Annotated in this window: 21 protein-coding genes; 6 read left to right on the top strand and 15 right to left on the bottom strand. The window is 67.1% G+C overall.

Features of this window, described 5'->3' with window-relative positions:
* Window positions 1-8 precede the first annotated feature (8 nt).
* The 7 genes from ACSQ3N_RS14485 to ACSQ3N_RS14455 form a co-directional block, all read right to left on the bottom strand.
* The gene (locus ACSQ3N_RS14485; protein WP_056165670.1) at window positions 9-824 is read right to left on the bottom strand and encodes a glutamine amidotransferase; all 816 of its coding nucleotides are present in this window, start codon (window positions 822-824) and stop codon (window positions 9-11) included.
* Window positions 821-2,299: an ABC transporter ATP-binding protein gene (locus tag ACSQ3N_RS14480; RefSeq protein WP_056165673.1), complete on the bottom strand. Its 1,479-nt coding sequence runs from the start codon at window positions 2,297-2,299 to the stop codon at window positions 821-823. The genes ACSQ3N_RS14485 and ACSQ3N_RS14480 overlap by 4 nt, the downstream gene beginning before the upstream one ends.
* Complete coding sequence (locus ACSQ3N_RS14475) at window positions 2,296-3,144, bottom strand: ABC transporter permease (RefSeq protein ID WP_056165676.1); 849 nt, start codon at window positions 3,142-3,144, stop codon at window positions 2,296-2,298. Before ACSQ3N_RS14475 ends, ACSQ3N_RS14480 begins: the two co-directional genes overlap by 4 nt.
* Window positions 3,141-4,106: an ABC transporter permease gene (locus tag ACSQ3N_RS14470; protein WP_082516824.1), complete on the bottom strand. Its 966-nt coding sequence runs from the start codon at window positions 4,104-4,106 to the stop codon at window positions 3,141-3,143. The genes ACSQ3N_RS14475 and ACSQ3N_RS14470 overlap by 4 nt, the downstream gene beginning before the upstream one ends.
* Entirely contained in the window at window positions 4,103-5,725 is a 1,623-nt protein-coding gene (locus ACSQ3N_RS14465; RefSeq protein WP_436146645.1) for an ABC transporter substrate-binding protein, read from the bottom strand. The genes ACSQ3N_RS14470 and ACSQ3N_RS14465 overlap by 4 nt, the downstream gene beginning before the upstream one ends.
* Before the next feature lie 4 nt (window positions 5,726-5,729).
* Window positions 5,730-7,925 carry a TonB-dependent siderophore receptor gene (locus ACSQ3N_RS14460; protein WP_436146644.1) on the bottom strand — a complete coding sequence of 732 codons (2,196 nt, stop codon included), beginning with the start codon at window positions 7,923-7,925 and terminating at the stop codon, window positions 5,730-5,732.
* 185 nt (window positions 7,926-8,110) lie between these two features.
* Window positions 8,111-8,503, bottom strand: a complete 393-nt coding sequence (locus ACSQ3N_RS14455) for a DUF2946 family protein (RefSeq protein ID WP_436146643.1) — start codon at window positions 8,501-8,503, stop codon at window positions 8,111-8,113.
* A 395-nt stretch (window positions 8,504-8,898) separates the two neighbouring features.
* Here ACSQ3N_RS14455 and ACSQ3N_RS14450 point away from each other — a divergent pair, with 395 nt between their 5' ends.
* Entirely contained in the window at window positions 8,899-9,498 is a 600-nt protein-coding gene (locus tag ACSQ3N_RS14450; RefSeq protein ID WP_082516857.1) for a hypothetical protein, read from the top strand.
* A 126-nt stretch (window positions 9,499-9,624) separates the two neighbouring features.
* Here ACSQ3N_RS14450 and mmsB read toward each other — a convergent pair whose 3' ends face one another.
* From mmsB to ACSQ3N_RS14420, 6 genes are all read right to left on the bottom strand, one after another.
* Entirely contained in the window at window positions 9,625-10,518 is an 894-nt protein-coding gene (mmsB, locus tag ACSQ3N_RS14445) for a 3-hydroxyisobutyrate dehydrogenase (RefSeq protein ID WP_056165686.1), read from the bottom strand.
* 179 nt (window positions 10,519-10,697) lie between these two features.
* Entirely contained in the window at window positions 10,698-11,099 is a 402-nt protein-coding gene (locus tag ACSQ3N_RS14440) for a DUF488 domain-containing protein (RefSeq protein WP_056165689.1), read from the bottom strand.
* 60 nt (window positions 11,100-11,159) lie between these two features.
* Entirely contained in the window at window positions 11,160-11,678 is a 519-nt protein-coding gene (locus tag ACSQ3N_RS14435; RefSeq protein WP_056165692.1) for a TfoX/Sxy family protein, read from the bottom strand.
* 66 nt (window positions 11,679-11,744) lie between these two features.
* On the bottom strand, window positions 11,745-12,911 hold the full coding sequence (locus ACSQ3N_RS14430; protein ID WP_396504719.1) for an acyl-CoA dehydrogenase family protein: 1,167 nt from the start codon (window positions 12,909-12,911) through the stop codon (window positions 11,745-11,747).
* Between the two features lie 42 nt (window positions 12,912-12,953).
* On the bottom strand, window positions 12,954-13,301 hold the full coding sequence (locus ACSQ3N_RS14425; protein ID WP_235507312.1) for a lysozyme inhibitor LprI family protein: 348 nt from the start codon (window positions 13,299-13,301) through the stop codon (window positions 12,954-12,956).
* 355 nt (window positions 13,302-13,656) lie between these two features.
* Complete coding sequence (locus ACSQ3N_RS14420) at window positions 13,657-15,180, bottom strand: CoA-acylating methylmalonate-semialdehyde dehydrogenase (RefSeq protein WP_056165697.1); 1,524 nt, start codon at window positions 15,178-15,180, stop codon at window positions 13,657-13,659.
* Between the two features lie 161 nt (window positions 15,181-15,341).
* Between ACSQ3N_RS14420 and ACSQ3N_RS14415 the strand changes: the two genes are divergently transcribed.
* The 5 genes from ACSQ3N_RS14415 (at window position 15,342) to ACSQ3N_RS14395 (ending at window position 18,437) form a co-directional block, all read left to right on the top strand.
* Entirely contained in the window at window positions 15,342-16,232 is an 891-nt protein-coding gene (locus ACSQ3N_RS14415) for a LysR family transcriptional regulator (protein WP_056165698.1), read from the top strand.
* 79 nt (window positions 16,233-16,311) lie between these two features.
* Window positions 16,312-16,836: an NUDIX hydrolase gene (locus tag ACSQ3N_RS14410; protein ID WP_235507313.1), complete on the top strand. Its 525-nt coding sequence runs from the start codon at window positions 16,312-16,314 to the stop codon at window positions 16,834-16,836.
* Complete coding sequence (locus ACSQ3N_RS14405) at window positions 16,833-17,294, top strand: YiiD C-terminal domain-containing protein (protein ID WP_056165700.1); 462 nt, start codon at window positions 16,833-16,835, stop codon at window positions 17,292-17,294. Before ACSQ3N_RS14410 ends, ACSQ3N_RS14405 begins: the two co-directional genes overlap by 4 nt.
* Before the next feature lie 51 nt (window positions 17,295-17,345).
* Window positions 17,346-17,723 carry a PH domain-containing protein gene (locus ACSQ3N_RS14400; RefSeq protein ID WP_056165702.1) on the top strand — a complete coding sequence of 126 codons (378 nt, stop codon included), beginning with the start codon at window positions 17,346-17,348 and terminating at the stop codon, window positions 17,721-17,723.
* Between the two features lie 141 nt (window positions 17,724-17,864).
* Complete coding sequence (locus ACSQ3N_RS14395; protein ID WP_436146642.1) at window positions 17,865-18,437, top strand: EF-hand domain-containing protein; 573 nt, start codon at window positions 17,865-17,867, stop codon at window positions 18,435-18,437.
* Window positions 18,438-18,672: 235 nt separating this feature from the next.
* On the opposite strand, the gene ACSQ3N_RS14390 is transcribed toward ACSQ3N_RS14395, so the two are convergent.
* Both ACSQ3N_RS14390 and ACSQ3N_RS14385 read right to left on the bottom strand, forming a co-directional pair.
* A complete protein-coding gene (locus ACSQ3N_RS14390; protein WP_082516826.1) occupies window positions 18,673-18,831 on the bottom strand; it encodes a DUF3309 family protein in 159 nt (52 codons plus the stop codon).
* A gap of 158 nt (window positions 18,832-18,989) precedes the next feature.
* Window positions 18,990-20,120, bottom strand: coding sequence for a sensor histidine kinase (locus tag ACSQ3N_RS14385; RefSeq protein WP_056165704.1), 1,131 nt, complete (start codon window positions 20,118-20,120; stop codon window positions 18,990-18,992).
* Window positions 20,121-20,456 lie beyond the last annotated feature (336 nt).

The following is a 20,456-nucleotide window of genomic DNA, read 5'->3' as shown; positions in this document are numbered from 1 at the left end:
GGTGTGGCTCAGCCCGCCTGACTCTGCGACGCGGAGCCAGAGCCAGAGCCAGAGCCAGAGCCCTGTGTCAGGCTCGCAAACCGCGCCAGCAGGCCGTTGGCGGCCGGGGTGGCAGCCACCGCGGCGTGCAGCGCCTGCACATCGACCCCGCCGCGGTGCAGCGACGGCGCGAACAGCCGCACATAGTCCTGCATCACCGTCTGGCTGAACTCGGGGTGGAACTGCACGCCCCAGGCACAGGGCCCGGCGCGAAAGGCGTGGTGCGCCTCATGGGCGTTGGCGGCCAGCGGCACTGCGCCAGCCGGCAGGCGCCGCACCGATTGCTCGTGGACGGTGTGGGCCGCAAACTCCCGGGGCAGCCCGCCCAGCAACGGGTCGCCTGCGGCTGCGGGCAGGCACTGCACGGCCACGCTGCCGATCTCCAGGCCCGCCGGGTGGTGCGCCACTTCGCCGCCCAGCGCGTGCGCCAGCAGCTGGTGCCCGTAGCAGATGCCCAGCAGCGGGGTGGCGCCTTGCATCAGCCGGACCAGCCACTGCGCCGTGCGTTCGCTCCAGGCCTCCCGGTCGGTCACCATGGCCGGAGAGCCCGTGACGACCACCCCGGCGATCTCGTCCTGCGCAGGCCATTCGGGCAGCGCCCGCGCGTCGAGGGTGCGGATCTGCAGCGCACTGCCTCCGGGGCCCGCGCGCAGGCCCTGTGCGATCCAGTCTTCAAAGTCCCCATGCGCCGCGCGCAGCGGCGCCGGGGCCGCGCCGGTCTTGATGATCCACAGCGCAGGGGCGGTGGACGCTGGCACAGGGGATGCTTGTATAGGGTGGCTCATGGCGCTGCATTGTGAAGCACCCCGGCAGCCGCAGGTGCGCGCGGCATCGCTGCCCTGGCGTTCGCGGAAAAATCCAGCGTCCGCGTGCCGACCGCCGCGGCAATGTGCTCGTCGTGCGTCACCAGCATCAGCGCGGCGCCGGTCTCCCGCACCGCCGCCAACAGCACGCCCAAGGCCTCCTGCTGGGTGATGGGGTCCAGCCGCGACGTCGGCTCGTCGGCGAACAGCAGTGCGGGTTGTGCCAGCAGCACGCGCGCTAACGCAATGCGCTGCAGCTCGCCGCCAGAGACCTGCTCGGGCCTGCGCGCGAGCAGGCTTTCGGGAATGCGCAGCTGCTGCAGCCGCTGCAGCACCGCAGCCCAGGCGTGGCCGTGCAGGCGGGCCGCGTCGCGCAGCGACTGCGCCAGGCTGGCGTGCGGCGCAAACGACGACACCGGGTCCTGGTAGAGCTTTTGAAAAGCATGCGGCCGCAGCTGCGGCGCGCGCTGCACGCTGCCGGTGTCCGGCGCCAGCAGGCCCAGCAGCACATTGCCCAGTGTGCTCTTGCCGGTGCCGCTCGGGCCCTGCACGGCGATGCGTTCGCCAGCGCGCAGGTCCAGGTCCATGGCGGCGAACAGGCTGCGGCCACCGTAGGACTTGGCAATGCCGCGCGCCTGCACCACGGTGTCGCCAAGCGTGGGCGCCGCAAAGGCATCCCACCGCGCGGGATCTGCCGCCAGCAACTGCCGGGTGAAGGGGTGCGATGGCCGGGTGGCCACGGTGGCGATGTCGCCATGCTCCACCACCTGGCCTTCGCGCAGCACGATCACCTTGCCGCCCAGCGCCTGGGCTACTGCCAGGTCGTGCGTGATGGTCAGCAGGCAGCCACCCGCGGCCAGCACGCCGCGGAAGAGGTCGATGGTGCGGTCGCGCCAATGCGCATCCAGGCCCTTGGTGGGCTCGTCCACCATCAGCACCTGCGCACCGCCGGCCAGGGTGATGGCCGCCACCGCGCGCTGGGCCATACCGCCCGATAGCTGCCAGGGGTAGTGCTGCGTAGCCTCGCCCAGCCCCGCTGCGGTCAACTGTGCCTGGGCCAGCCCCTGCGCCTGCGGCCTGCTGTGGCCATGCAGCAGCGCATGCACCTCGGCCAGCTGCGGCGCCAGCCGGGTCAGCGGGTTCAGCGCCAGCGACGGCTCCTGCGGCAGCAGCGCCAGCCGCCGGCCCCACAGCGCACGCCGCGCCGCAGCGTCGTCGGCCCGGGTGGTGGTGCCCTCGATGGTGATGCTGCCAGTGGCTTTGAGCGCGGGCGGCAGGTTGCCCATGATGGCCTGGGCCAGCAGCGACTTGCCCGCGCCGCTTTCGCCCACCAGGGCCAGCGCTTCGCCGGGCTGGAGCGTGAACGCGATGTCCCGCAGCAGGTGCCTGCCGTTGACCTGAATGCCCAGGCCGTCCACGGCCAGCAGGGCGGGTGATGAGGAGGTAGTGGTTGTCATGCAGTCTCCCGCTCGGGTTGCAGCAGCATCATGGCGGCCACCAGGCACACCAGCAGTGCCACCGGCGCGGCGATGAGCCATGGCGCTTCCTGGTAGTAGGGCATCGACTCGGTCATCATCAAACCCAGCTCCGGCGTGGGCGGCTGAATGCCCACGCCCACGAATCCCAGGGCCGCCAGCGACAGCACGGCCTGCGCCGTGCTGAAGGCCAGCAGCGTGCCCAGCGTGGGCGCCAGGGCCGGCAGCAGGTGGCGGCGCAGCACGTAGCCGCGCCCAAAGCCCAGCAGGCGCGACGCCTGTACCGCGTCGCCCGCCAGCACGGGGCGCGCCACGGCGCGGCTCACGCGGAAGTACTCCACCCACAGCGCGAGGGCCAGCCCCACGTACAGCGCAGCCAGCTGGCCCGGCGCGATGGCGGCGATCAGCAGCACCAGCAGCAGGCCCGGTATGGCCAGCGCCGCGTCCGACAGCATGACCAGCGCCCGCTCGGTGCGGCCTCCGCGCCACGCGGCCGCAATGCCCAGCAGCGTGCCGGGAATGGCCGCGCTGAAGGCCGCCAGCAGGGCCATGCCCAGCGACAGCTGCGCCGCATGCGCCAGCCGCGCCAGGCCCGAGCGGCCCAGCACGTCGGTGCCCAGCCAGTGCTGGGCGCTGGGCGGCGCCAGCTGGTGGCGCAGGTCTTGCGCCACCGGGCTGGCACCGATGAGCCAGGGGCCCAACGCTGCAAACGCAGCCAGCAGCCCGAGCAGCACCAAGCCCAGGGCCGTGCGCCAGCGGACGCGGGGGCGGGGCAGGCCCGGCGCAGGTGCCAGCGGCATCGTGGAAGGCGTGGGGATCGCGCTCATGCCGACACCCCCTTGGCATGGCGCGGATCGAGCGCCACGCAGGCTGCATCCACCACCAGGTTGAACGTGACGAACAGCAGCCCCATGCACAGGGCCGCGCCCTGGATCATCGGAATGTCGCGCCCGAAGACGGCATGCACCAGCGCGTGGCCGATGCCAGGCCAGGCAAACAGCGTCTCCACCACCACCGCGCCCTCCACCAGAAACAGCGCCTGGACGCCCAGGTAGGCCGCCACGGGCACCGCGGCATTGCGCAGGCCATGGCGCACCAGCGCCTGCAGGTCCGACAGGCCCTTGGTGCGGGCAAACTCGAAGGACGGCGACTGCACCACGTCCTGCATGGCCGCGCGCGTCACGCGGGCCAGCCCGGCGGCCAGACCCAGGCCCAGCGTCAGCGCGGGCAGAACCAGGCTGGCATGGCTTTCATCGCCCGCCACGGGCAGAAAGCCCCAGTGCACGGCCACCAGCAGCATCAGCAGCACCGACAGCAAAAACGGCGGCGTGGCGCGCAGCACCACGCTCAGTACCCAACTGGTCTTGTCCACCCAGCCGCCTGGCCGCAGGCCGGCCCACAGGCCCATGGGTACGCCCAGGACGAAGGCCACGCCCAGCGCGGCCGCCGACAGCCGCAGGGTGGCCGCCAGGTGGTGCGCCACTTCTTCCCACACGGGGGCCTGGGTGACCAGCGATAGCCCCAGGTTCAGCGTCGCGATGTCGCGCCACCAGTGCAGCAGGGCCCAGGCGGCGGGCTGGTTCAGCCCCAGCTCGGCGCGCACCGTGTCGGCGGCGGCATTGCTCACCAGGTCGTAGCCGTAGCGGCCGGCCGCGATGCGCGTGGCCAGGTCCCCGGGCAGCGAGCGCACCATCAAAAAGCACAGCGTGCCGATGATGAGCGCCAGGGCCACCACCTGCACCAGGCGGCGCGCGGCCAGGGTCCACAAGGGGTTGAACGGGCGGGTCATGTCGTTTGCCATTCCATGGAAGTGATGCGGTAGGAGCGCTCCAGCGGGTCCAGCGTGACGCCGCGCACGCGGGGGTTCACGGCCACGTGCTGGCGGTACCAGGCCACGGGGATCACGGGCAGCTCGTCCTGCAGGGTGTGGGTGATGCGCTGGCGCAGCAGCGCTGCGCGCTCGGGCGTGGTGGCGGTGCGGGCCAGCTCTTGCAGCGACTGCACCACGGCGTCGCTGTGCCAGCCCATGGCGCCCCAGTCGCCGCCCTGGGCCGAAAAGTCCTGCGCCAGCGTGCCCGTGGGGTCGGGCACGTTGGCGTAGTTGCGCGCGGCCAGCGCCAGCTGCAGGCTGCCGTCGCGGTGGCCCAGCGGCACGTCGCCAGAGTTGCCGATGCTCACCTTGACGGCAATGCCGGCCAGCCGCCACTGCTCTTGCAGCGCAGTGGCGATCAGCGGCAGCTCGGGCCGGTCGAGAAAGGTGCGGATGGTCAGCGCCAGTGGCTGGCCGTCGGGGCTGCGCAGGCCGTCGGCATGGCGCTGCCAGCCGGCAGCCTGCAACAGACGCGCAGCGGCTTCGGGGTCGTGCTGCAGCGGCGCCAGCGCCGGGTTGTGCCAGGCGGCCAGCGTGGGCGGCAGCAGTTGGGTGGCGGCCAGGTTCTCGTCGCCCATCAGCGCATGGGCGATGCCGCCGCGGTCGATGGCCAGGCTGAGTGCCCGCCGCACGCGCACATCGCGCAGCGCGGGCAGCCCTGCGTTGAGCTTGATGATGACGGTGCGCGGCAGCGTGACCGACGCCAGCCCCACCTTCTGGTGGCGCCGCAGCCGCCGCAGGCTGGCCGGGTCCAGCCCGTAACCCAGGTCGGCCTGACCGCCTTCGGCCATCAGCGCGCGGGTTTCGGGCCGGCTGGCGGCCAGGTACTGCACGGCGGCGATGGCGGGCCGGGGGCCGTCGAAGCCGTCGAACACCACCGTCTCGACCTGCTGGGGCGGCACCAGGGCCGCAATGCGGTACGGCCCGCTGCCCACGATGGACTGCACCTTGCCGCCGCGCCCGTAGCTGGCTGGTGCCAGCACCATGGTGCTGCTGTGCGCCAGCAGGGCGGGCAGGGCGGCGTGGGGGCGGTTGAGCCGCACCACCACGGTGTGATCGTCCGCCGCTGCAATGCCGGCAATGGGCGCGTGGCTGAGCAGCGCAGGCGGCACCTGCGCGTCCTGCAGGCAGCGCACCACGGCAGCGGCCGTCACCGGGCTGCCGTCGTGAAACCGTGCGCCCGGGCGCAGGTCGAACTGCCACGCCAGCCCGTCGGCCGAGGTGCGCCAGCGCTGGGCCAGCGCACCTTCGGGGCGGCCATCATCGCCGGCGCCCATCAGCGTTTCGGCGACCTGCAGGCGGGTGAACATGTAGCCGCTTTGGGCAGGCGCCAGCCCGCTGATCTCCCACGGGCCCACGATGCGCAGCGGGGTACTGGTACTGGTACTGTCAGCGGGCTGCGGCTGGGCCTTTGCGGGCAGCGCTGCAGCGGCCAGTGCGGCGGCGGGCCATTGCAGCGTGCTGCGCCGGGTCAGGCCTGCGGTGGAGGCGGCTTGTGTGGCCGGGTGGCGGTGAAGGGAAGGGTGTGGCAATGGCATGTCGTCAGAACTTGGCTTGCAGCCCTGCGGTGAGAGTGCGCGCCGTACCCGGCGTGACCCACACCCGGCTGTACGAGCTGGTGTAGTGCTTGGCGTTGAACAGGTTGTCCACGTCGAGCGTGACGCTCAGCGTGGGGCTCAGGCGCCAGTACGCCACCAGCTTGGCGGTGGTGTAGCTGGGCAGATCGAAGCTGGCCGCGCCCGCATTGGCCTCTGCCTGCGTGCGCGCCTGGCCCAGGCGCTGGCCCATGTGGGTGATGCCGCCGCCCACGCCGTAGCGCTGGCCGTTGGCCAGGGTGTCTTCGTACACGGCCAGCACGCTGCCGTTGACGCGGGGCACGTTCAACAGCCGGCCGCCGACTTCGAGCAGGTTGTCGCGGGCGATGCTCACGTCGTTGAGCACCAGGCTGGCGTTCACGCGCCAGTGGGAATCGAGCCGGCCGGCCAGGTCCAGCTCCAGCCCGCGGCTGCGCACCTCGCCGGCGGCCACCGAGAACCCGGCGTTGGCCGGGTCGCTGGTCAGCACATTGCGTTTGCGGATGTCGAAGAGGGCGGCGGTGGCGCCGATGCGCTTGTCGCTGCTCTCCCACTTGGCGCCCAGCTCCAGTGCGCGGGCTTTTTCAGGGTCGAAACCATTGCCCGCCACGTCGGAGCCGGTGTTGGGGCGGAACGAGCGGCCTGCGTTGGCGTACACCGTCCACGCATCGGTGGGCAGCCAGCTCACGCCCAGGCGGGGCGACACGGCCGAGGGGCTCTGCGCGGTGGTGCGCTGGGTGAGGCGGTTGTTGAGCGACTGGTCGTAGTTGTCGGCGCGCAGGCCGGCCATCACGCGCCACTGGGCACCCAGCTTGATGGTGTCCTGCAGGTACAGGGCGGTGTTGCGCTGCTTTTCCAGCGTGTCGGTATTGCGGCTCGGCGTGGGCTGGGGCTGGCCGTACACCGGGTTCAGGATGTCGATGGCATACGGCGCGGCCGTGCTGGGGCTGGCCCGCAGCATCAGCGAATCCATGCTGAAGCGAAAACTCTCCACGCCCGCCAGCACCTCGTGCTCCAGTGCACCGGCACGCACTGTGCCCTGCAGCTCGGCCTGCAGCGCAATGTCGTCGGACTGGAAGTCGCGGTAGCGCCGCTGGCGCGTGAGCGTGCGGTTGTCGGGCCGCAGCGCGGTGGGCTCGGTCGAAAAGCCCTCCAGGCCCGTCTCGCGGTACGACAGCCCGGCGCGGCTGCGCCAGTCGGGGCTCCATTCGTGGGACAGCACCAACTGGTGCGTCTGGTTGCGCACCGTCACGTCGCCATCGGCCGGCTCGCCCAGAAAGCGGCTCACCGGGATGGCGCCCAGCCGGTTGTTGACCGCCACCACGCCCCGGTCGAGCGGCGTGGCGTGGCGCAGGAACTCGGCCGTGTACTCCAGCACCGTGTCGGGCGTGAGCTTCCAGGTCAATGCCGGGGCCACCACCTGGCGCTGCGCATCCACATGGTCGCGAAAGCTGCCGCGGTCTTCCACCGCCACGTTCAGGCGGTACGCCAGCCGGTCATTGATGGGGCCGGTGGTGTCGAGCGCCGCGCGGCCCAGGCGGTTGCTGCCGGCATAGGCCTCCACCGAGTGCGCGGCCTTCCACAGCGGCTTCTTGCTCACGATGTTGAGCGTGCCGCCCGGCTCGCTGCTGCCGTACAGCGCAGCGGCTGGCCCCTTGAGGAACTCGATGCGCTCCACGCCCGCCAGGTCAGGCGGCGCGTTGAAGCCCCGGTTGGACGAAAAGCCGTTGAGCAAGGTGGCCATGCCCGTGTTCTCGTTGCCCGGCAGGCCCCGGATGGCAATGTTGTCCCACAGCCCGCCAAAGCTGTTCTGGCGCGAGACGCCGCCCACGTAGTCGAGCACATCGTCCAGCCGCGTGGCGCCCAGGTCGTCGAGCGTCTGGCGCGACATCACGCGCACGGATTGCGGCAGCTCGCGCAGCGGCAAGGTGGTCTTGGCGCCTTCGGCCTCGTCGGCGTAGTAGGCGCCAGAGGCGCTGCGGCCGACGACGTCGACGGCGGACAGGGTGGGTGGGGTGGGTGGGGTGATCACATCGCCGTCTGCGGCGAAAGCGGGGTTGATGGAGGCGAAGAGCGACGCAACCGCCACGGCCGACAACGTGGGGCGTGGCAAGGCCGCTGGGCGTGAAGACGAAAGAGAAGACGACGAAGACGAAGAACGCATGGCAAACCAGTCCAAAAGCGATGAATGCAAAGCCAGGAGCAACGTGGCCCACACCCGCCTGATTCAAGTGGTCAAGGCGGGCGCACAAAGCCGCGTGCCCGCACCCACCCCGGCGGGGTGAATACAAGGCTGAAAAAAGAGGGAGGTGCGCTGGAGAGCGCAGGCTGGCTAGGACCTGACGCGTGTCAGGCCCGATGGGCTGGCGGAGGATCGCGTGCGGCAAACGGCCAGCGCACTTGCTGAACCGTGAAGGGGTCTGCGCTTTGCGGCGCGAGGGTGCTGGGTGTTGCGGGAAGCGGTAGCTGGCCGGCCGCCGGTGCATGTGCCAGGCCCGCCTCCAGCGCGTGGGTCAGGCACCAGGCGCAGGTGGTATGCGTGCTTTCGCCGTGCTCGCCCCTGGCTGGGGTGTCTGTGGCATATGCATCCACATCGCCTGCGGCTGTCGAGGCTGTGGCGCTAGCTACTCCCTCCCTGATGTGCCGTGCCTCATGCAGCGGCACACCCGCCAGGGCGTTGAACAACGCCACGAGCAGAAGCACGATGTGGAAAGGCAGGGCGGGGATGGTGCGGCGCAGCATGAGGGGTGCGAATCATACTCAACAGCAGATTGTGGCTTTGTAGGAAGGTCGCCGTGCCTTGAAATGATGCATACCGAGAACAATCAATCCGGGTGGTAGGGGAGCCGCGGCCCGTAGATGTTGATACTCAGCCTAATGGCAAATTTAAGCTTGTCATCAGTTAGCGCCGCTGTCCCAATAAGGTACCGAGCAAGACCGGTGGCGGATGGAGTTGGACTACTAGGCTCAACACTTACATCGGTGCAAGGGGTTCTTCAATTCAATCAAGCTACGCGCATGGATGTGACCAAGGTTGAAGAGTCAATGGTTCGAGTGCCCGCTAAATCATCAATATACAGGTCGATTTTCGGTTTGCGGGCTCTCAATGTCTCATGTCAAACATTAGAAAGCGGAAAATGTACGGTATCTCACTTACTGATCTTGTTGATATTGTTTCAAAATCGGGTAGTCCAAAAGCGACAAAGGTAAATCAAATAAAGAACAGAAAAGCTTACCATCCGGCAACTGATTTTTATAAGCCTTTGCGGGACGGATTGATAAAAATTCACAAAGAAGGATTGGAAAGGAGTTTTCTTGTGAATATCAGATCCGCAATAAGGGATCCTAAGAAAGTGGCCAACTATAACAATGCATTAAATGGATATAGCAAATGGTGGGGGAAGAAGAATATTTTCTGGTTTGATCCGCCAAAAAACACTTATGGAAATTCTGGGGTCGATGTTTCTATCAATCCGGAGCTGGGTCTGGTAATAGATGATCAAAGATATATTATTAAACTATATTTGAAAGATGAGCCGCTTAGCAAGTTGCGCATAGATTTGGCTACAGTGTTAATGGAGGTTGCTTTACGAGATTTATGTAAGGAGGGGGATATTATTGGTGTGCTGGATGTGAGGCAAGGCAAATTTTTCCGAGTTACCGCTCCAATTGCTCAAACAAAATCCATGGTTGATGCAGAGTTGGCGTATGTTGCATCTCTTTGGCCAAATATATAAAGCTGTCCAGCCGAAAGCTCCAGTGGCCGGTATCTGAGAGCTCGTGGTGGCGATAAGAAACGCCAGCACGGTGCTGGCGTGGGTTGGCAGGTGGGCAGTCCTCGTTGGGCGGCCAGCGTGCTGCGGTCAGTGCTTTTGCACCAGCTTGATGATGCTGGAGAAATCCAGCCCCCCATGCCCCGCCAGGCTGTGCGCCGCATACAGGCTGCGCGCCAGCCCACCCAGCGGTGTGGCCGCTTTCACCGCCGCGGCGTTCTCTTGCGCCAAGCCCAGGTCCTTGAGCATCAGATCCGTCCCAAAACCACCCGCATAGCCCTTGCTCGCTGGCGCAGTCTCCATCACGCCGGGGTAGGGGTTGTACTTCTCCAGCGCCCAGTTGCCGCCCGAGCTGCGGCGCATGATTTCGCTCAGTACCTTCGGGTCCAGGCCGTTGGCCACGCCCAGGGCGATGGCTTCGCTGGTGCCGGCCATCAGGATTCCCAGCAGCATGTTGTTGCAGATCTTGGCGGTCTGGCCGGCGCCCACGTCGCCTGCGTGGAAGATGTTGGCGCCCATCTTTTCGAGGATGGGGCGGGCGCGCTCCAGCGCTGCGGTGTCGCCGCCCACCATGAAGGTGAGCGTGCCGGCGATGGCGCCGCCGGTGCCGCCCGAGACGGGCGCGTCGATGAAGGCCAGGCCGCGGGCCTTGGCGGCATCGGCCACCTTGCGCGATGTGGCTGCCGCTATGGTGGAGCAGTCGATCACCAGCGCGCCCTCTGCCAGCTGGGGCAGCAGGCCGGTTTGCTTGTCGTTGCCGAGGTAGAGCGCCTCCACGTGCTGGCTGGCGGGCAGCATGCTGATGACCACTTCGGCGCCCAGCACGCAGGTGGCGGCGTCGGCGGCAATGCGCACGCCGTCAGCGGCCAACTTGTCGCAGGCGGGTTTGGAGAGGTCGAAGGCGCCCACGTCGTGGCCCGCCTTGTGCAGGTTCAGGGCCATGGGGCCGCCCATGTTGCCCAGGCCGATGAATGCGATCTTCATGCTGTGTTGCTCCTTGATGTCGTTGTGATGAGGGGGGTGAGGGGGTGAGGTTGATGCTGGCAACGCCCGGGATGTCGGGGCCTTGCACAACAGTGTGATCGGTTAGAAAAGGATTGCTATTAAATTTGTAGCTGGTAGCGCTTGCCTATCCAGCGGTAGGGGCCGAAAAAGCTTCAAACTCAGCCCTCCACACGGGCGCCGCGCGTCAGCAGCTCGGCCCGCAACACCGAGCGGTGGCAGCGCGACTCGTCCTCGCAGTAGCAGCCCACCGACATCGCGCTGTGCTGCGACAGCGCGGCCAGCAGGTCCAATGTGCGGCTGGCCTCGGGCTGGGCCAGCTCCTTGCGGAAATGTTGGACGAACGCCTGCCAGTCCTTGTCGCCCTCGGGGCCTGCGGGGACCTGCTGGCCCTGGGTCATCAGCTCTTGCGCGGGGGCGAGCAGCGGGTACCACACGTCGTAATAGTCGCGGCTGGCGAACTCGGCCTTGGGCACGCCGCGCGGCGGGCGGCGCACGGTGCCGATGCGGGTGCCTTCCCCGGTGGCGCGCGGGGTGCCGAGGCGGACGATGCGGATGGGCATGGTGGTGGCTCCGGGGTGGGCTGGAGGTGATGGCGTGTGCTTGCGCGGGGCGAGGGCGGCTCAGTCGTCGGCTTCGAAGATGCTGTGCTTCTTGGCTGCAGCTGTCCTCGTTGCCGCGGTCTTCGTTGGCGGCTTGTTCGCGCCCGCACTCTTGGCGGACGATTTGGCGGCTGGCTTCTTGCCAGCGGTGGTTGCCGCCTTGCCGGCTGCTGCGACGGGCGCGCGTTTCTTGCGCGGACTTGCCTTGGCCAGCGGGTTGTACGCCAGGGCTTCGCCGACCCAAAAGCTCCACTGCGCCCGCGTGGAGTAGCCATTGGGCTCCACCCAGAAGTAACCCTTCATCCCTCCGCCGGGCGACAGTTCTCGCGTGTTCTGCATCTCCTGCACCTCGCCATGGCGCTCGGGTGGCAGGCGCACCAGCAGCTCTTCGCCCTTGACCGCGATGCACATCTTGCCGTCCACGAAGAAGGCATGGGTGCCGAACAGCGGGTGTTCTTCAACATCGCTGCATTGCGAGAGCGCCGTGCGCATGGCGTCGATCAGGTGCAGGGTTTCGTCAGAGAGGGGGCGGGCAGGCATGGTTTTGATAAAAATGGGCGGCTACCGCTTGTTGGACAAGCGCGAGCAGCTATCAAAAATATAGTGTCAGCGAATCGCCTCCGTCGCATCCCCATCCAGCATGCGCCGCGCAATGATGACCCGCATGATCTCGTTCGTGCCTTCCAGGATCTGGTGCACGCGGGCGTCGCGCAGCAGGCGCTCCAGCGGGTATTCGCGGATGTAGCCGTAGCCGCCGTGCAGCTGCAGGGCGTCGTTGATGACGGTGAAGCCCGCGTCGGTGGCAAAGCGCTTGGCCATGGCGCAGTAGGTGGATGCGTCTCGCGCACCGGCGTCCAGTTTGGCTGCAGCCAGGCGCACCATCTGGCGCGCGGCGACGAGTTCGGTGGCCATGTCGGCCAGCTTGAACTGCAGCGCCTGAAAGCTCGCGATCGGCTTTCCGAACTGCTTGCGGTCCTGCATGTACTGCTGGGCGGCGTTCAGCGCGCCTTGCGCGGCGCCCACCGAGCAGGTGGCGATGTTGATGCGGCCGCCGTCCAGGCCCTTCATCGCGATCTTGAAGCCTTCGCCTTCGCGGCCCAACAGGTGGTCGGCGGGGATGCGCACGTTGTCGAAGCTGATGGTGCGCGTGGGCTGGCTGTTCCAGCCCATCTTCTGTTCCTTCTTGCCGTAGCTGATGCCCGGCGCGTCGGCCGGCACCACAAAGGCGCTGATGCCGCCTGCGCCCGATGCTGCATCGCCCGTGCGGGCCATGAGCACCAGCACGTCGGTGGCGCCCGCGCCGCTGATGAAGGCCTTGCTGCCGTTGATGACGTAGTCGTGGCCCACCAGCTCGGCGCGGGTCTTGAGCGAGGCCGCGTCGGAGCCCGCGCCGGGTTCGGTCAGGCAGTACGACGCGAGCTTTTCGCCGGTGGTCAGCAGCGGGCCCCAGTGGTCGCGCACCGCAGGGGTAGCCCAGGTGCCCAGCATCCAGGTGGCCATGTTGTGGATGGTGATGAAGGCGGTGGTCGATGGGTCGACCGCTGCCATCTCTTCGAACACCAGCGTGGCGTCCAAGCGGGGCAGGGCCAGGCCGCCGGCTGCCTCGGGCGCGTACAGGCCGCAAAAGCCCAGTTCGCCGGCCTTGGCGATGGCCTCGCGCGGGAAGATGCCTTCCTCGTCCCAGTGCGCGGCGTGGGGCGCCAGCTCCGCCTGGGCGAAGTCGCGGGCGGTCTGGGCAAAGGCGCGCTGCTCTTCGGTGAGTTCAAAGTCCATGGTGTGTCTGTCTCGTCAGTTCTTGTTGTTCTGAATGGTGCGTCAGGGCTTGGCCGACGGGTGGTCGAGCGTCAGCCAGCGCATCACGCCTTTGCGGCGCGCCTGGGTTTCTGCGATCAAACACTCGTGGTAGACCCGGGGCCCGGTAGGCTGGGACTCGGCACTGCGCGTGGACTGCTTGCAGCGCGTGGTGCGCTCGCGCAGCCAGGCCGAATGCTCCTGGCGCAGCTGGGGCCGCTCGTGGGCCGACAGGGCGCGCATCACGTCGCCGTAGAGGATGGCGATCTCGGTGTCTGCCGCCTGGAAGGCTTGCACGGCGCAGGCATTGGTTTCTGGCACTGTGCCGGCGGGGTTGCAGGCAGCGCCGGCCTGGGCGTGGGCTTGCGGCATGGTCAACAGTACTGCGCAGGGCAGCACAAGAGCGACGGCCCAGGCAGGCAATTTCGTCTTTGGCGGGTGGAGTTGCATGGCCTGGTTTTAACACCGTCGTTGTGCAGCGTGGGGGCCTTCGACAAGCTCAGGCTGAACGGTCGGGGTTGGGTTGGGGTTGGTCCGGGTGTTGTCGCGCCGGCCGCCATCACACGCCCGTTCGGGCTGAGCCTGTCGAAGCCGGGGTGGTGCCTCCCCACCCGTTCGGGCTGAGCTTGTCGAAGCCCTGCTCAACGCTTCGACCCCCAATCAGCGTGAATGGATGTTTCGGTCGCGGCCAGCATGGCACGTGGCATGTACCAGCCCCCGGCAGCACCTACTTCAAGCTGATCGTGGTGTTCACACCGTGCGACACGGTGCTGTCGTCAAACCAGCGCGCCGTCACCGTCTTGGTCTGCGTGTAGAACAGCACGACCTGCTTGCCGTACGGGCCCAGGTCTCCCAGCTTGGACGCGCGCGAGCCCGAGAACGAGAACAGCGGCACCGGCACAGGGATCGGCACGTTGATGCCGACCTGGCCCACATCGATCTCTTCCTGGAACTTGCGCGCCGCGGCGCCCGACTGGGTGAAGATAGCGGTGCCGTTGCCGTTGGGGTTGTCGTTGATGAAATCGATGGCTTCGTCGATGTCTGCCGCGGCCGACAGGCACAGCACGGGGCCGAAGACCTCTTGCTCATAGATGCTCATGCCGGGCTTGACGCCGCTGAACACCGTGGGGCCCACGAAGTTGCCCTTCTCGAAGCCGGCCACCACGGGGTTGCGGCCATCGAGCTCCAGCTTCGCGCCATCGGCCACGCCGCGCGCGATCAGGCCTTCGACACGGTCCTTGGCAGCGCACGAGACCACGGGGCCCACGTCCGTACCCTTTTCGGTGCCGGCGCTGATCTTCAGCGTCTTGGCCTTGGCCACCAGGTCGGGGATCCAGCTTTGCGCCTCGCCCACCAGCACCACCACCGACAGCGCCATGCAGCGCTGGCCTGCAGCGCCAAAGGCCGCACCGGCCAGGGCGTTCAGGGTCTGCTCCTTGTTCGCATCGGGCAGCACGATGGCGTGGTTCTTGGCGCCCATCATGCATTGCACGCGCTTGCCGGCCAGGCTGGCGCGGTTGTAGACGTGGGTGCCGACCTTGGTGGAGCCCACGAAGCTGATCGCCTTGATGTCCTTGTGGTCGCAGATCGCGTTCACGGCCATCTCGCCGCCGTGTATCACGTTGAGCACGCCCGCAGGCACGCCGGCTTCGAGCGCCAGCTCCACCAGGCGCATGGTGACCATCGGGTCCTGCTCGGAGGGCTTGAGCACGAAGGTGTTGCCGGTGGCGATCGCCATCGGGAACATCCACAACGGGATCATGGCCGGGAAATTGAAGGGCGTGATGCCCGCACACACGCCCAGCGGCTGCAGCAGGGTGTAGGTGTCGACGCCACCGGCCACGTTGTTGGCCAGCTCGCCCAACTGCAGGTTGCCGATGCTCGCGGCATGCTCGACCACTTCCAGGCCGCGGAACACGTCGCCTTCGGCGTCCGGCAGCGTCTTGCCCTGCTCGGCGGTGAGGATGGCGGCCAGCTCGGCCATGTTCTCGCGGATCAGTTGCTGGTACTTGAGGAAGATGCGGGCACGCGTGCCGATGGGCGTCTTCTTCCAGGTCTTGAAGGCTTCCTTGGCCGAGGCGACTGCGGCATCGATCTCGTCGGCCGTGGCAAACGGCACGCGCGCCAGCACTTCTTGTGTGGCGGGGTTCACCACATCGCGCCACTCGGTGGTCTTGGACTCGACGAACTGGCCGCCGATCAGCAGCTTGACGGTGGGGGCCAGCACGGCCTGCGAGGTGGGTGCGTTCATGGGTGTTGTCTCCTGAATGGAATAGGGCGCCGCAGCGGGTAACCAGCGCATGGTAGCTGTGCAAATTTGTGAAGACAATAGACAATACTGCGCACAAGGTTTGCAAAAATGCAGATCGATCGCGAGCGATGGGCTCGCGAGACGCCGTACAGAGAGGGCTTATGGACTGGGACAACCTGCGCTACTTCCTGGAGTTGGCCCGCGCCGGCACGCTGGTGGCCGCTGCGCGCCGCCTGGCCGTGGACCACACCACGGTGGCGCGGCGCATCCAGGCGCTGGAAAAGCAGGTCGGCTCGGCCCTGTTCGCCCGCGAGGCCGGGGGCCACCGGCTGACCGAGGCGGGCCGCGCACTGCTGCCACAGGTCGAGGCCATGGAGGCCGCCTTTCTGGCTGTGGAGAACGCCGCGCCGGGCGTGCGCCAGGGCCTGCAGGGCCTGGTGCGCATCGGTACGACCGAAGGCTTCGGCAATCTGGTGCTGGCGCCGCAGCTGGCGCACTTTGCGCTGGAGCACCCGGGCCTGGTGCTGGACCTGCTGGCCTTGCCGCGCCTGGTGCACCTGTCGCGGCGCGAGGCGGACATCGTCATATCGCTGGAGCGCCCCGCCCGCGGCGCGGTGCTGGTGGTCAAGCTCACCGACTACGTGCTGCAGTTGTACGGCACGCGCAGCTACCTGGCCCGCCATGCGCCCATCCGCACGGCGGACGACCTGCGCGGGCACAGCTTCATCAGCTATGTGGACGACCTGCTGTTCACCAAGGAGCTGCAGATATTGGACGAGCTGCACCGCCCCGCGCGTTTTGCGCTGCGCAGCACCAGCATCCTGGCGCAGTACGAGGCGGTGCGCGCCGGTGCCGGGCTGGCGGTGCTGCCGGCCTTCGTGGCGGCGCAAGACCCGGCACTCACGGCGGTGCTGCCCGGCACGGCGCGTTTTACCCGCACGTTCTGGATGTCGATGCCTGAAGAGAACAAGCACGTGGCCCGTATGCAGGCCACCTGGGCCTTTCTGCGCGAGACGGTGGCCGCCCAGCAGGGCTTGCTGCTGCCCGACTGAGCCGGGCGCACGTCGCGGTCGGGCCCGGCCTGCATCGCGCAGACGGTGCCTGTCACCATGCCGCGATAGGATCGGCAGCATGAACCCCATGGCACCGTCCATCCCCATCGCGCCGCGCATTCGCCTGCGGGCAGCGGCGGTCATCACCCGGCCCGGGCAGGTCTTGCTGCACCGTGCCGAAGGCGATCTGTTCTGGGCACTGCCCGGCGGCGGCATCGAGCCGGGCGAGAGCGCCGCCCAAGCGCTGGTGCGCGAGATGCACGAAGAACTGGGCGTGGCGGTGGAGCCGGGCGCGCTGGCCTGCGTGGTGGAGAACTTCTACGCCTATGGCGGCGTGGACTACCACGAGATGGGCCTGTACCTGCACGCCCAGCCGCGGCCCGGCAGCCTGCTGGACCAGACGCCCGGCCCGTATGTGGGCGCCGAAGGCCATCGCGGGCTGGAGTTTGCGTGGTTTGCCCGTGCCAGCCTGGCCCAACTGGACCTGCGCCCGGCCTTCCTTGGCGAAGCCTTGGCAACGCTGGGTGACGTGCCTGGCCCTGTGCCTCACTTCGTGCACCGCGACCCGGCCCCCGCACCCACCGACCCGAAAGCCCCTGCATGAATCCTCGCGACCTGGAGTCCTATCTGCACGACCACATCCCCCTGGCCCGTGCCATGGGCGTGTCGGTGGTGGACGCATCACCGCAACGTGTGGTGCTGACTGCGCCGCTGGCGCCCAACATCAACCACCGCGACACGGTGTTTGGCGGCAGCGCGTCGGCCGTGGCGATCCTGGCCGCGTGGAGCATGCTGCATGTGCGGCTGTCGGCCGAAGGGCTGGGCAGCCGGCTGGTCATCCAGCGCAACACCATGGACTACCTGGCGCCCATGGCCGGCACCTTCACTGCCGTGGCCGACGCCCCGTCGGCCGCGGTGTGGAGTTCCTTCACCCGCATGCTGCAGCGCAAGGGCATCGGGCGCATCGTGCAGACGTCGGTGCTGCACTACGAGGGCCAGCCCGCCGGGCGGCTGGAGGGCGAGTTCGTCGCCTTCGGGCCGGGCTACCAGTCGCTGGCCTGAAGGGCCGGGGCTTGACGGGCCACCGGGACATCACAACAGCAGGAGCACACGATGGGACTTTTTGACGGCGTCTTGGGCAATGCATCCAAGATCGATGCAGCGAAGATCCAGGAAGAGTTCGGGCGCATTCTCGCGCCCGGCGAGGTGGTGGAGCATGCCTACCAGCTGATCCGCGATTACTTCGTGTTCACCAACAAGCGGCTGGTGCTGGTGGACAAGCAGGGCATGACGGGAAGCAAGGTGGAATACCACTCGCTGCCCTACAAGAGCATCACGCACTTCAGCATCGAAACAGGCGGGACCTTCGATCTGGACGCCGAGTTGAAAATCTGGATCTCGGGCAGCGCCGCGCCGTTTCAAAAGCAGTTCAACAAGCGGCTCAGCATCTACGAGGTGCAGTCGGTGCTGGCGGGCTACGTGCTCAAGTAGGCAAGGTGGGGGGCGATGTCGCCGCTTTTCAGGCCTTTGCGAGGTGCACGGGCCGGGTACCCTGGCGGGACAAGGCGAAACGGTGGCCCGTCGATGGTCGTCCCACGGCACCGGGGTGTCGCCACACAGGAGCTCATGGCGATGTCACCTCTTATCTCTGGCCTGGCGTCCGTCGCGTCGATGGTCTTCAACGCCGCCTCGGGCGGATCCTCCAAGTCAGCGGCCACACGTCGCAGCAGCGAGACGGCCGATGCGGAGCCCTCTGCGGTCGTCACGCTCAGCCCGCAGGCCGAAGCGCTGGCCGGGTTTGCCGGCAAGGGCATTCTGGTGTCGCAAGGCAAGCTCGATGGCGCCTTGGGTGCCGTCCAGCGCGGTGGCGCGCAGAGCGGGGGCAGTGCAGGTCCTGCCGGCAATGGCTCGCCCGTGTCGGTGCAGGACTTTCAGGAGATCCTGACGCGCTTCGGCGCCGACGATGCGCAAAAGCAGCAGATCACGGCGGGCTTTGATGCCAACAAGGACGGCAGCATCTCGCACGACGAGTTCTTGAAGGGCATGGCCAGCACATCGATCCAGAAACAAGGCACCGATTTTTCGCAATCGGTGCTTCAGTTGATGGACAAGGGTGGGGACACCAATGGGGTGGTGAACCAGAAAGAATTTGCGGCGTTCACCACGGCGTTTGCCCACGCGGAAAAGGGCGTGGCCGCGGTGTGATTTTCGGCGGGCCGTACGCCGTACGCTGCATATGGCGCGAGTGGAATGTGGGTGGATCGGCGCGTGGGCGCGCTGGGCACGAGACACAGGGCGTGCCAAAACGTGCAAAGGCATGACAGGACTGCGGAGCCCCCATAGAAAAAGCGGCCCGAAGGCCGCTTTTCTCTGGAAGTTGTGACACCTGGATGCTGCGGGCGTTAGCTGCCCACATCACCCCGATGCCGCACTTTTATATTTATATCCTGCCCATCAGCAGCAGGACCACCAGGATAAGCACCACGAGGCCGATACCACCGCTGGGTCCGTAGCCCCACGAGCGGCTGTGGCCCCAGGTTGGCAGTGCGCCAACGAGGATGAGGATCAGGACAATCAGCAGAATCAGCGAGAGCGACATGGCAGTTCCTTGTTATCGTTACGGTGACTGCATTGTTGGGCCCAGTGCCGGGGTGTGACCGCAGGTGCTGCGCCTGCTCCAGGGTCAGGAATTTCCGACAGGGGGTGTGGGATTGACGGGGTGGTGGGCACGCGCGGAGTGGGTCTGCATGCAGTCCGCTACGCCAGCTTTCGCAGCGGCACATTGATCTTGAAGACGCACCCCTTGCCCGGCAAGTCTTGCACGGTCAGGCGCCCTTGGTCGGCTTCGACGCTTCGCCGCGCAATGGACAGGCCCAGCCCCAGGCCCCGCTTGTCGTCAAACCCTTGCTGGAAAGGCTCGAACACTGTGTCGGCGCTACCCGCGGCAAGCCCGCCGCAGCAGTCCTCCACCTCGATGAGGATCGAATCCACGGACGTGTGCGCGTGCAAGGTCACCTCGCTGCCAGGCCGGGTGAACTTGAAGGCGTTCTGCAGCAGGTTGCCGAGCGCCGCCAGCAGTAGTTCGCGATTGCCTTCGATCGCGAGTTGGGCGTCCACCTCCACGATGCGCAGGGTGCAGCCGGTGTCGGCGGCATACAGTTCGGCCACGCGGCCTGCATCCGCCAGAAAGATGGCGAGCGAGAACACGCGAGGGTGCAAGGGTGCGATCGCTGCATCGCGAACCGCCGCCAAGGAATGTTGGATCAATCCTTCCATGGAGGCCAGGCTGCGTTTGAGCACTGCACCGGTCGAGCCGCCGACGGGAAGCCTGCCCGACTCCAGCGCGGCGAACGCCAGTTTGGCGACGTGCAGGTGGTTGCGCAGCTCGTGCGCCAAAAAGCCCAGCCGTTCGTTCTCTTCCTCTGCCTGGCGTCTGGCCACTTCGACGTCGCGCTGGGCCGCGAACTCAGTCACGGCGTCGGCAATGGCGTTGTCCAGGCAGCGGTTCAGTGTGCGGAACTGATCGACCGAAAAATGGGCATCACGTTCGACGGCCAAGTCGGTGATCGCCTGGCACAAATCGCCGTAGTCATGAACGACCTGATCTACCGTGTAGCCTAGCCCCAGCAGTTCGCCTCCGTGCACCGTCGCCGAAACGCCCATTTCCGACAGCGCTGACGCATTTCCTCCGGAGACCCCTGAAATCTGCAGCCCGCCCACCATGTCGCCGTGACCCTCGGCCTCCAGCGTGCGCGTCAACTGGTCAAGAAACATCGGGACGCCGTGCAACAGCTGGGTGTGGGTGGCGCCGCGCAAAGGCCGCATGGCTACCTTGTCTTTGCACCGTTGAATGAGTTGGTTGCGGTTGTTCAGTATGAAGCTGCGCATGGCAATGGCTGTATCGGGCTGCGGCGTGGCGCCGGTCGCAGCGGGGTCGTGGCGGAATCGTCTCGCGTCGCCTGAATAACGAGACAGTATGCCCCTATGGCGAGTACGCGGTGTTTTCCTACACCGCCGTGCGCGCGGACGTGCTTCTCCGCACGGATGCGCATATGTTGGATGTTGGGCTTGCGCTCGCCTTCGCTGGCTGTGCTCTTTGTAGTAGATGCTATGAAAATTATAGCTATCGGCGCTTCGCAGTCAAGAGGTAGCGGCTATTTGGACTCTAATCTCCGTGCGCTGCAGGGCGATGCAAAAACACAAAGAGAAAAACCGGCGCAAGGC

It is taken from the genome of Acidovorax sp. LjRoot194, assembly GCF_964253015.1.
GTDB lineage: Bacteria > Pseudomonadota > Gammaproteobacteria > Burkholderiales > Burkholderiaceae_C > Acidovorax.
This window is presented reverse-complemented; position numbering and strand designations above follow the sequence as displayed.

Excerpts from the sequence above, each read along its gene's own strand:
- ACSQ3N_RS14450 (WP_082516857.1), top strand. The coding sequence starts at position 8,899 with ATGTACGGTATCTCACTTACTGATCTTGTTGATATTGTTTCAAAATCG.
- ACSQ3N_RS14425 (WP_235507312.1), bottom strand. The coding sequence starts at position 13,301 with ATGCCGCAAGCCCACGCCCAGGCCGGCGCTGCCTGCAACCCCGCCGGC.
- ACSQ3N_RS14440 (WP_056165689.1), bottom strand. The coding sequence starts at position 11,099 with ATGCCCATCCGCATCGTCCGCCTCGGCACCCCGCGCGCCACCGGGGAA.
- ACSQ3N_RS14390 (WP_082516826.1), bottom strand. The coding sequence starts at position 18,831 with ATGTCGCTCTCGCTGATTCTGCTGATTGTCCTGATCCTCATCCTCGTT.
- ACSQ3N_RS14460 (WP_436146644.1), bottom strand. The coding sequence starts at position 7,925 with ATGCGTTCTTCGTCTTCGTCGTCTTCTCTTTCGTCTTCACGCCCAGCG.
- ACSQ3N_RS14470 (WP_082516824.1), bottom strand. The coding sequence starts at position 4,106 with ATGACCCGCCCGTTCAACCCCTTGTGGACCCTGGCCGCGCGCCGCCTG.
- ACSQ3N_RS14405 (WP_056165700.1), top strand. The coding sequence starts at position 16,833 with ATGAATCCTCGCGACCTGGAGTCCTATCTGCACGACCACATCCCCCTG.
- ACSQ3N_RS14475 (WP_056165676.1), bottom strand. The coding sequence starts at position 3,144 with ATGAGCGCGATCCCCACGCCTTCCACGATGCCGCTGGCACCTGCGCCG.
- mmsB (WP_056165686.1), bottom strand. The coding sequence starts at position 10,518 with ATGAAGATCGCATTCATCGGCCTGGGCAACATGGGCGGCCCCATGGCC.
- ACSQ3N_RS14400 (WP_056165702.1), top strand. The coding sequence starts at position 17,346 with ATGGGACTTTTTGACGGCGTCTTGGGCAATGCATCCAAGATCGATGCA.
- ACSQ3N_RS14420 (WP_056165697.1), bottom strand. The coding sequence starts at position 15,180 with ATGAACGCACCCACCTCGCAGGCCGTGCTGGCCCCCACCGTCAAGCTG.
- ACSQ3N_RS14485 (WP_056165670.1), bottom strand. The coding sequence starts at position 824 with ATGAGCCACCCTATACAAGCATCCCCTGTGCCAGCGTCCACCGCCCCT.
- ACSQ3N_RS14435 (WP_056165692.1), bottom strand. The coding sequence starts at position 11,678 with ATGCCTGCCCGCCCCCTCTCTGACGAAACCCTGCACCTGATCGACGCC.
- ACSQ3N_RS14480 (WP_056165673.1), bottom strand. The coding sequence starts at position 2,299 with ATGACAACCACTACCTCCTCATCACCCGCCCTGCTGGCCGTGGACGGC.
- ACSQ3N_RS14410 (WP_235507313.1), top strand. The coding sequence starts at position 16,312 with ATGAACCCCATGGCACCGTCCATCCCCATCGCGCCGCGCATTCGCCTG.
- ACSQ3N_RS14385 (WP_056165704.1), bottom strand. The coding sequence starts at position 20,120 with ATGCGCAGCTTCATACTGAACAACCGCAACCAACTCATTCAACGGTGC.
- ACSQ3N_RS14415 (WP_056165698.1), top strand. The coding sequence starts at position 15,342 with ATGGACTGGGACAACCTGCGCTACTTCCTGGAGTTGGCCCGCGCCGGC.
- ACSQ3N_RS14430 (WP_396504719.1), bottom strand. The coding sequence starts at position 12,911 with ATGGACTTTGAACTCACCGAAGAGCAGCGCGCCTTTGCCCAGACCGCC.
- ACSQ3N_RS14455 (WP_436146643.1), bottom strand. The coding sequence starts at position 8,503 with ATGCTGCGCCGCACCATCCCCGCCCTGCCTTTCCACATCGTGCTTCTG.
- ACSQ3N_RS14465 (WP_436146645.1), bottom strand. The coding sequence starts at position 5,725 with ATGCCATTGCCACACCCTTCCCTTCACCGCCACCCGGCCACACAAGCC.
- ACSQ3N_RS14395 (WP_436146642.1), top strand. The coding sequence starts at position 17,865 with ATGTCACCTCTTATCTCTGGCCTGGCGTCCGTCGCGTCGATGGTCTTC.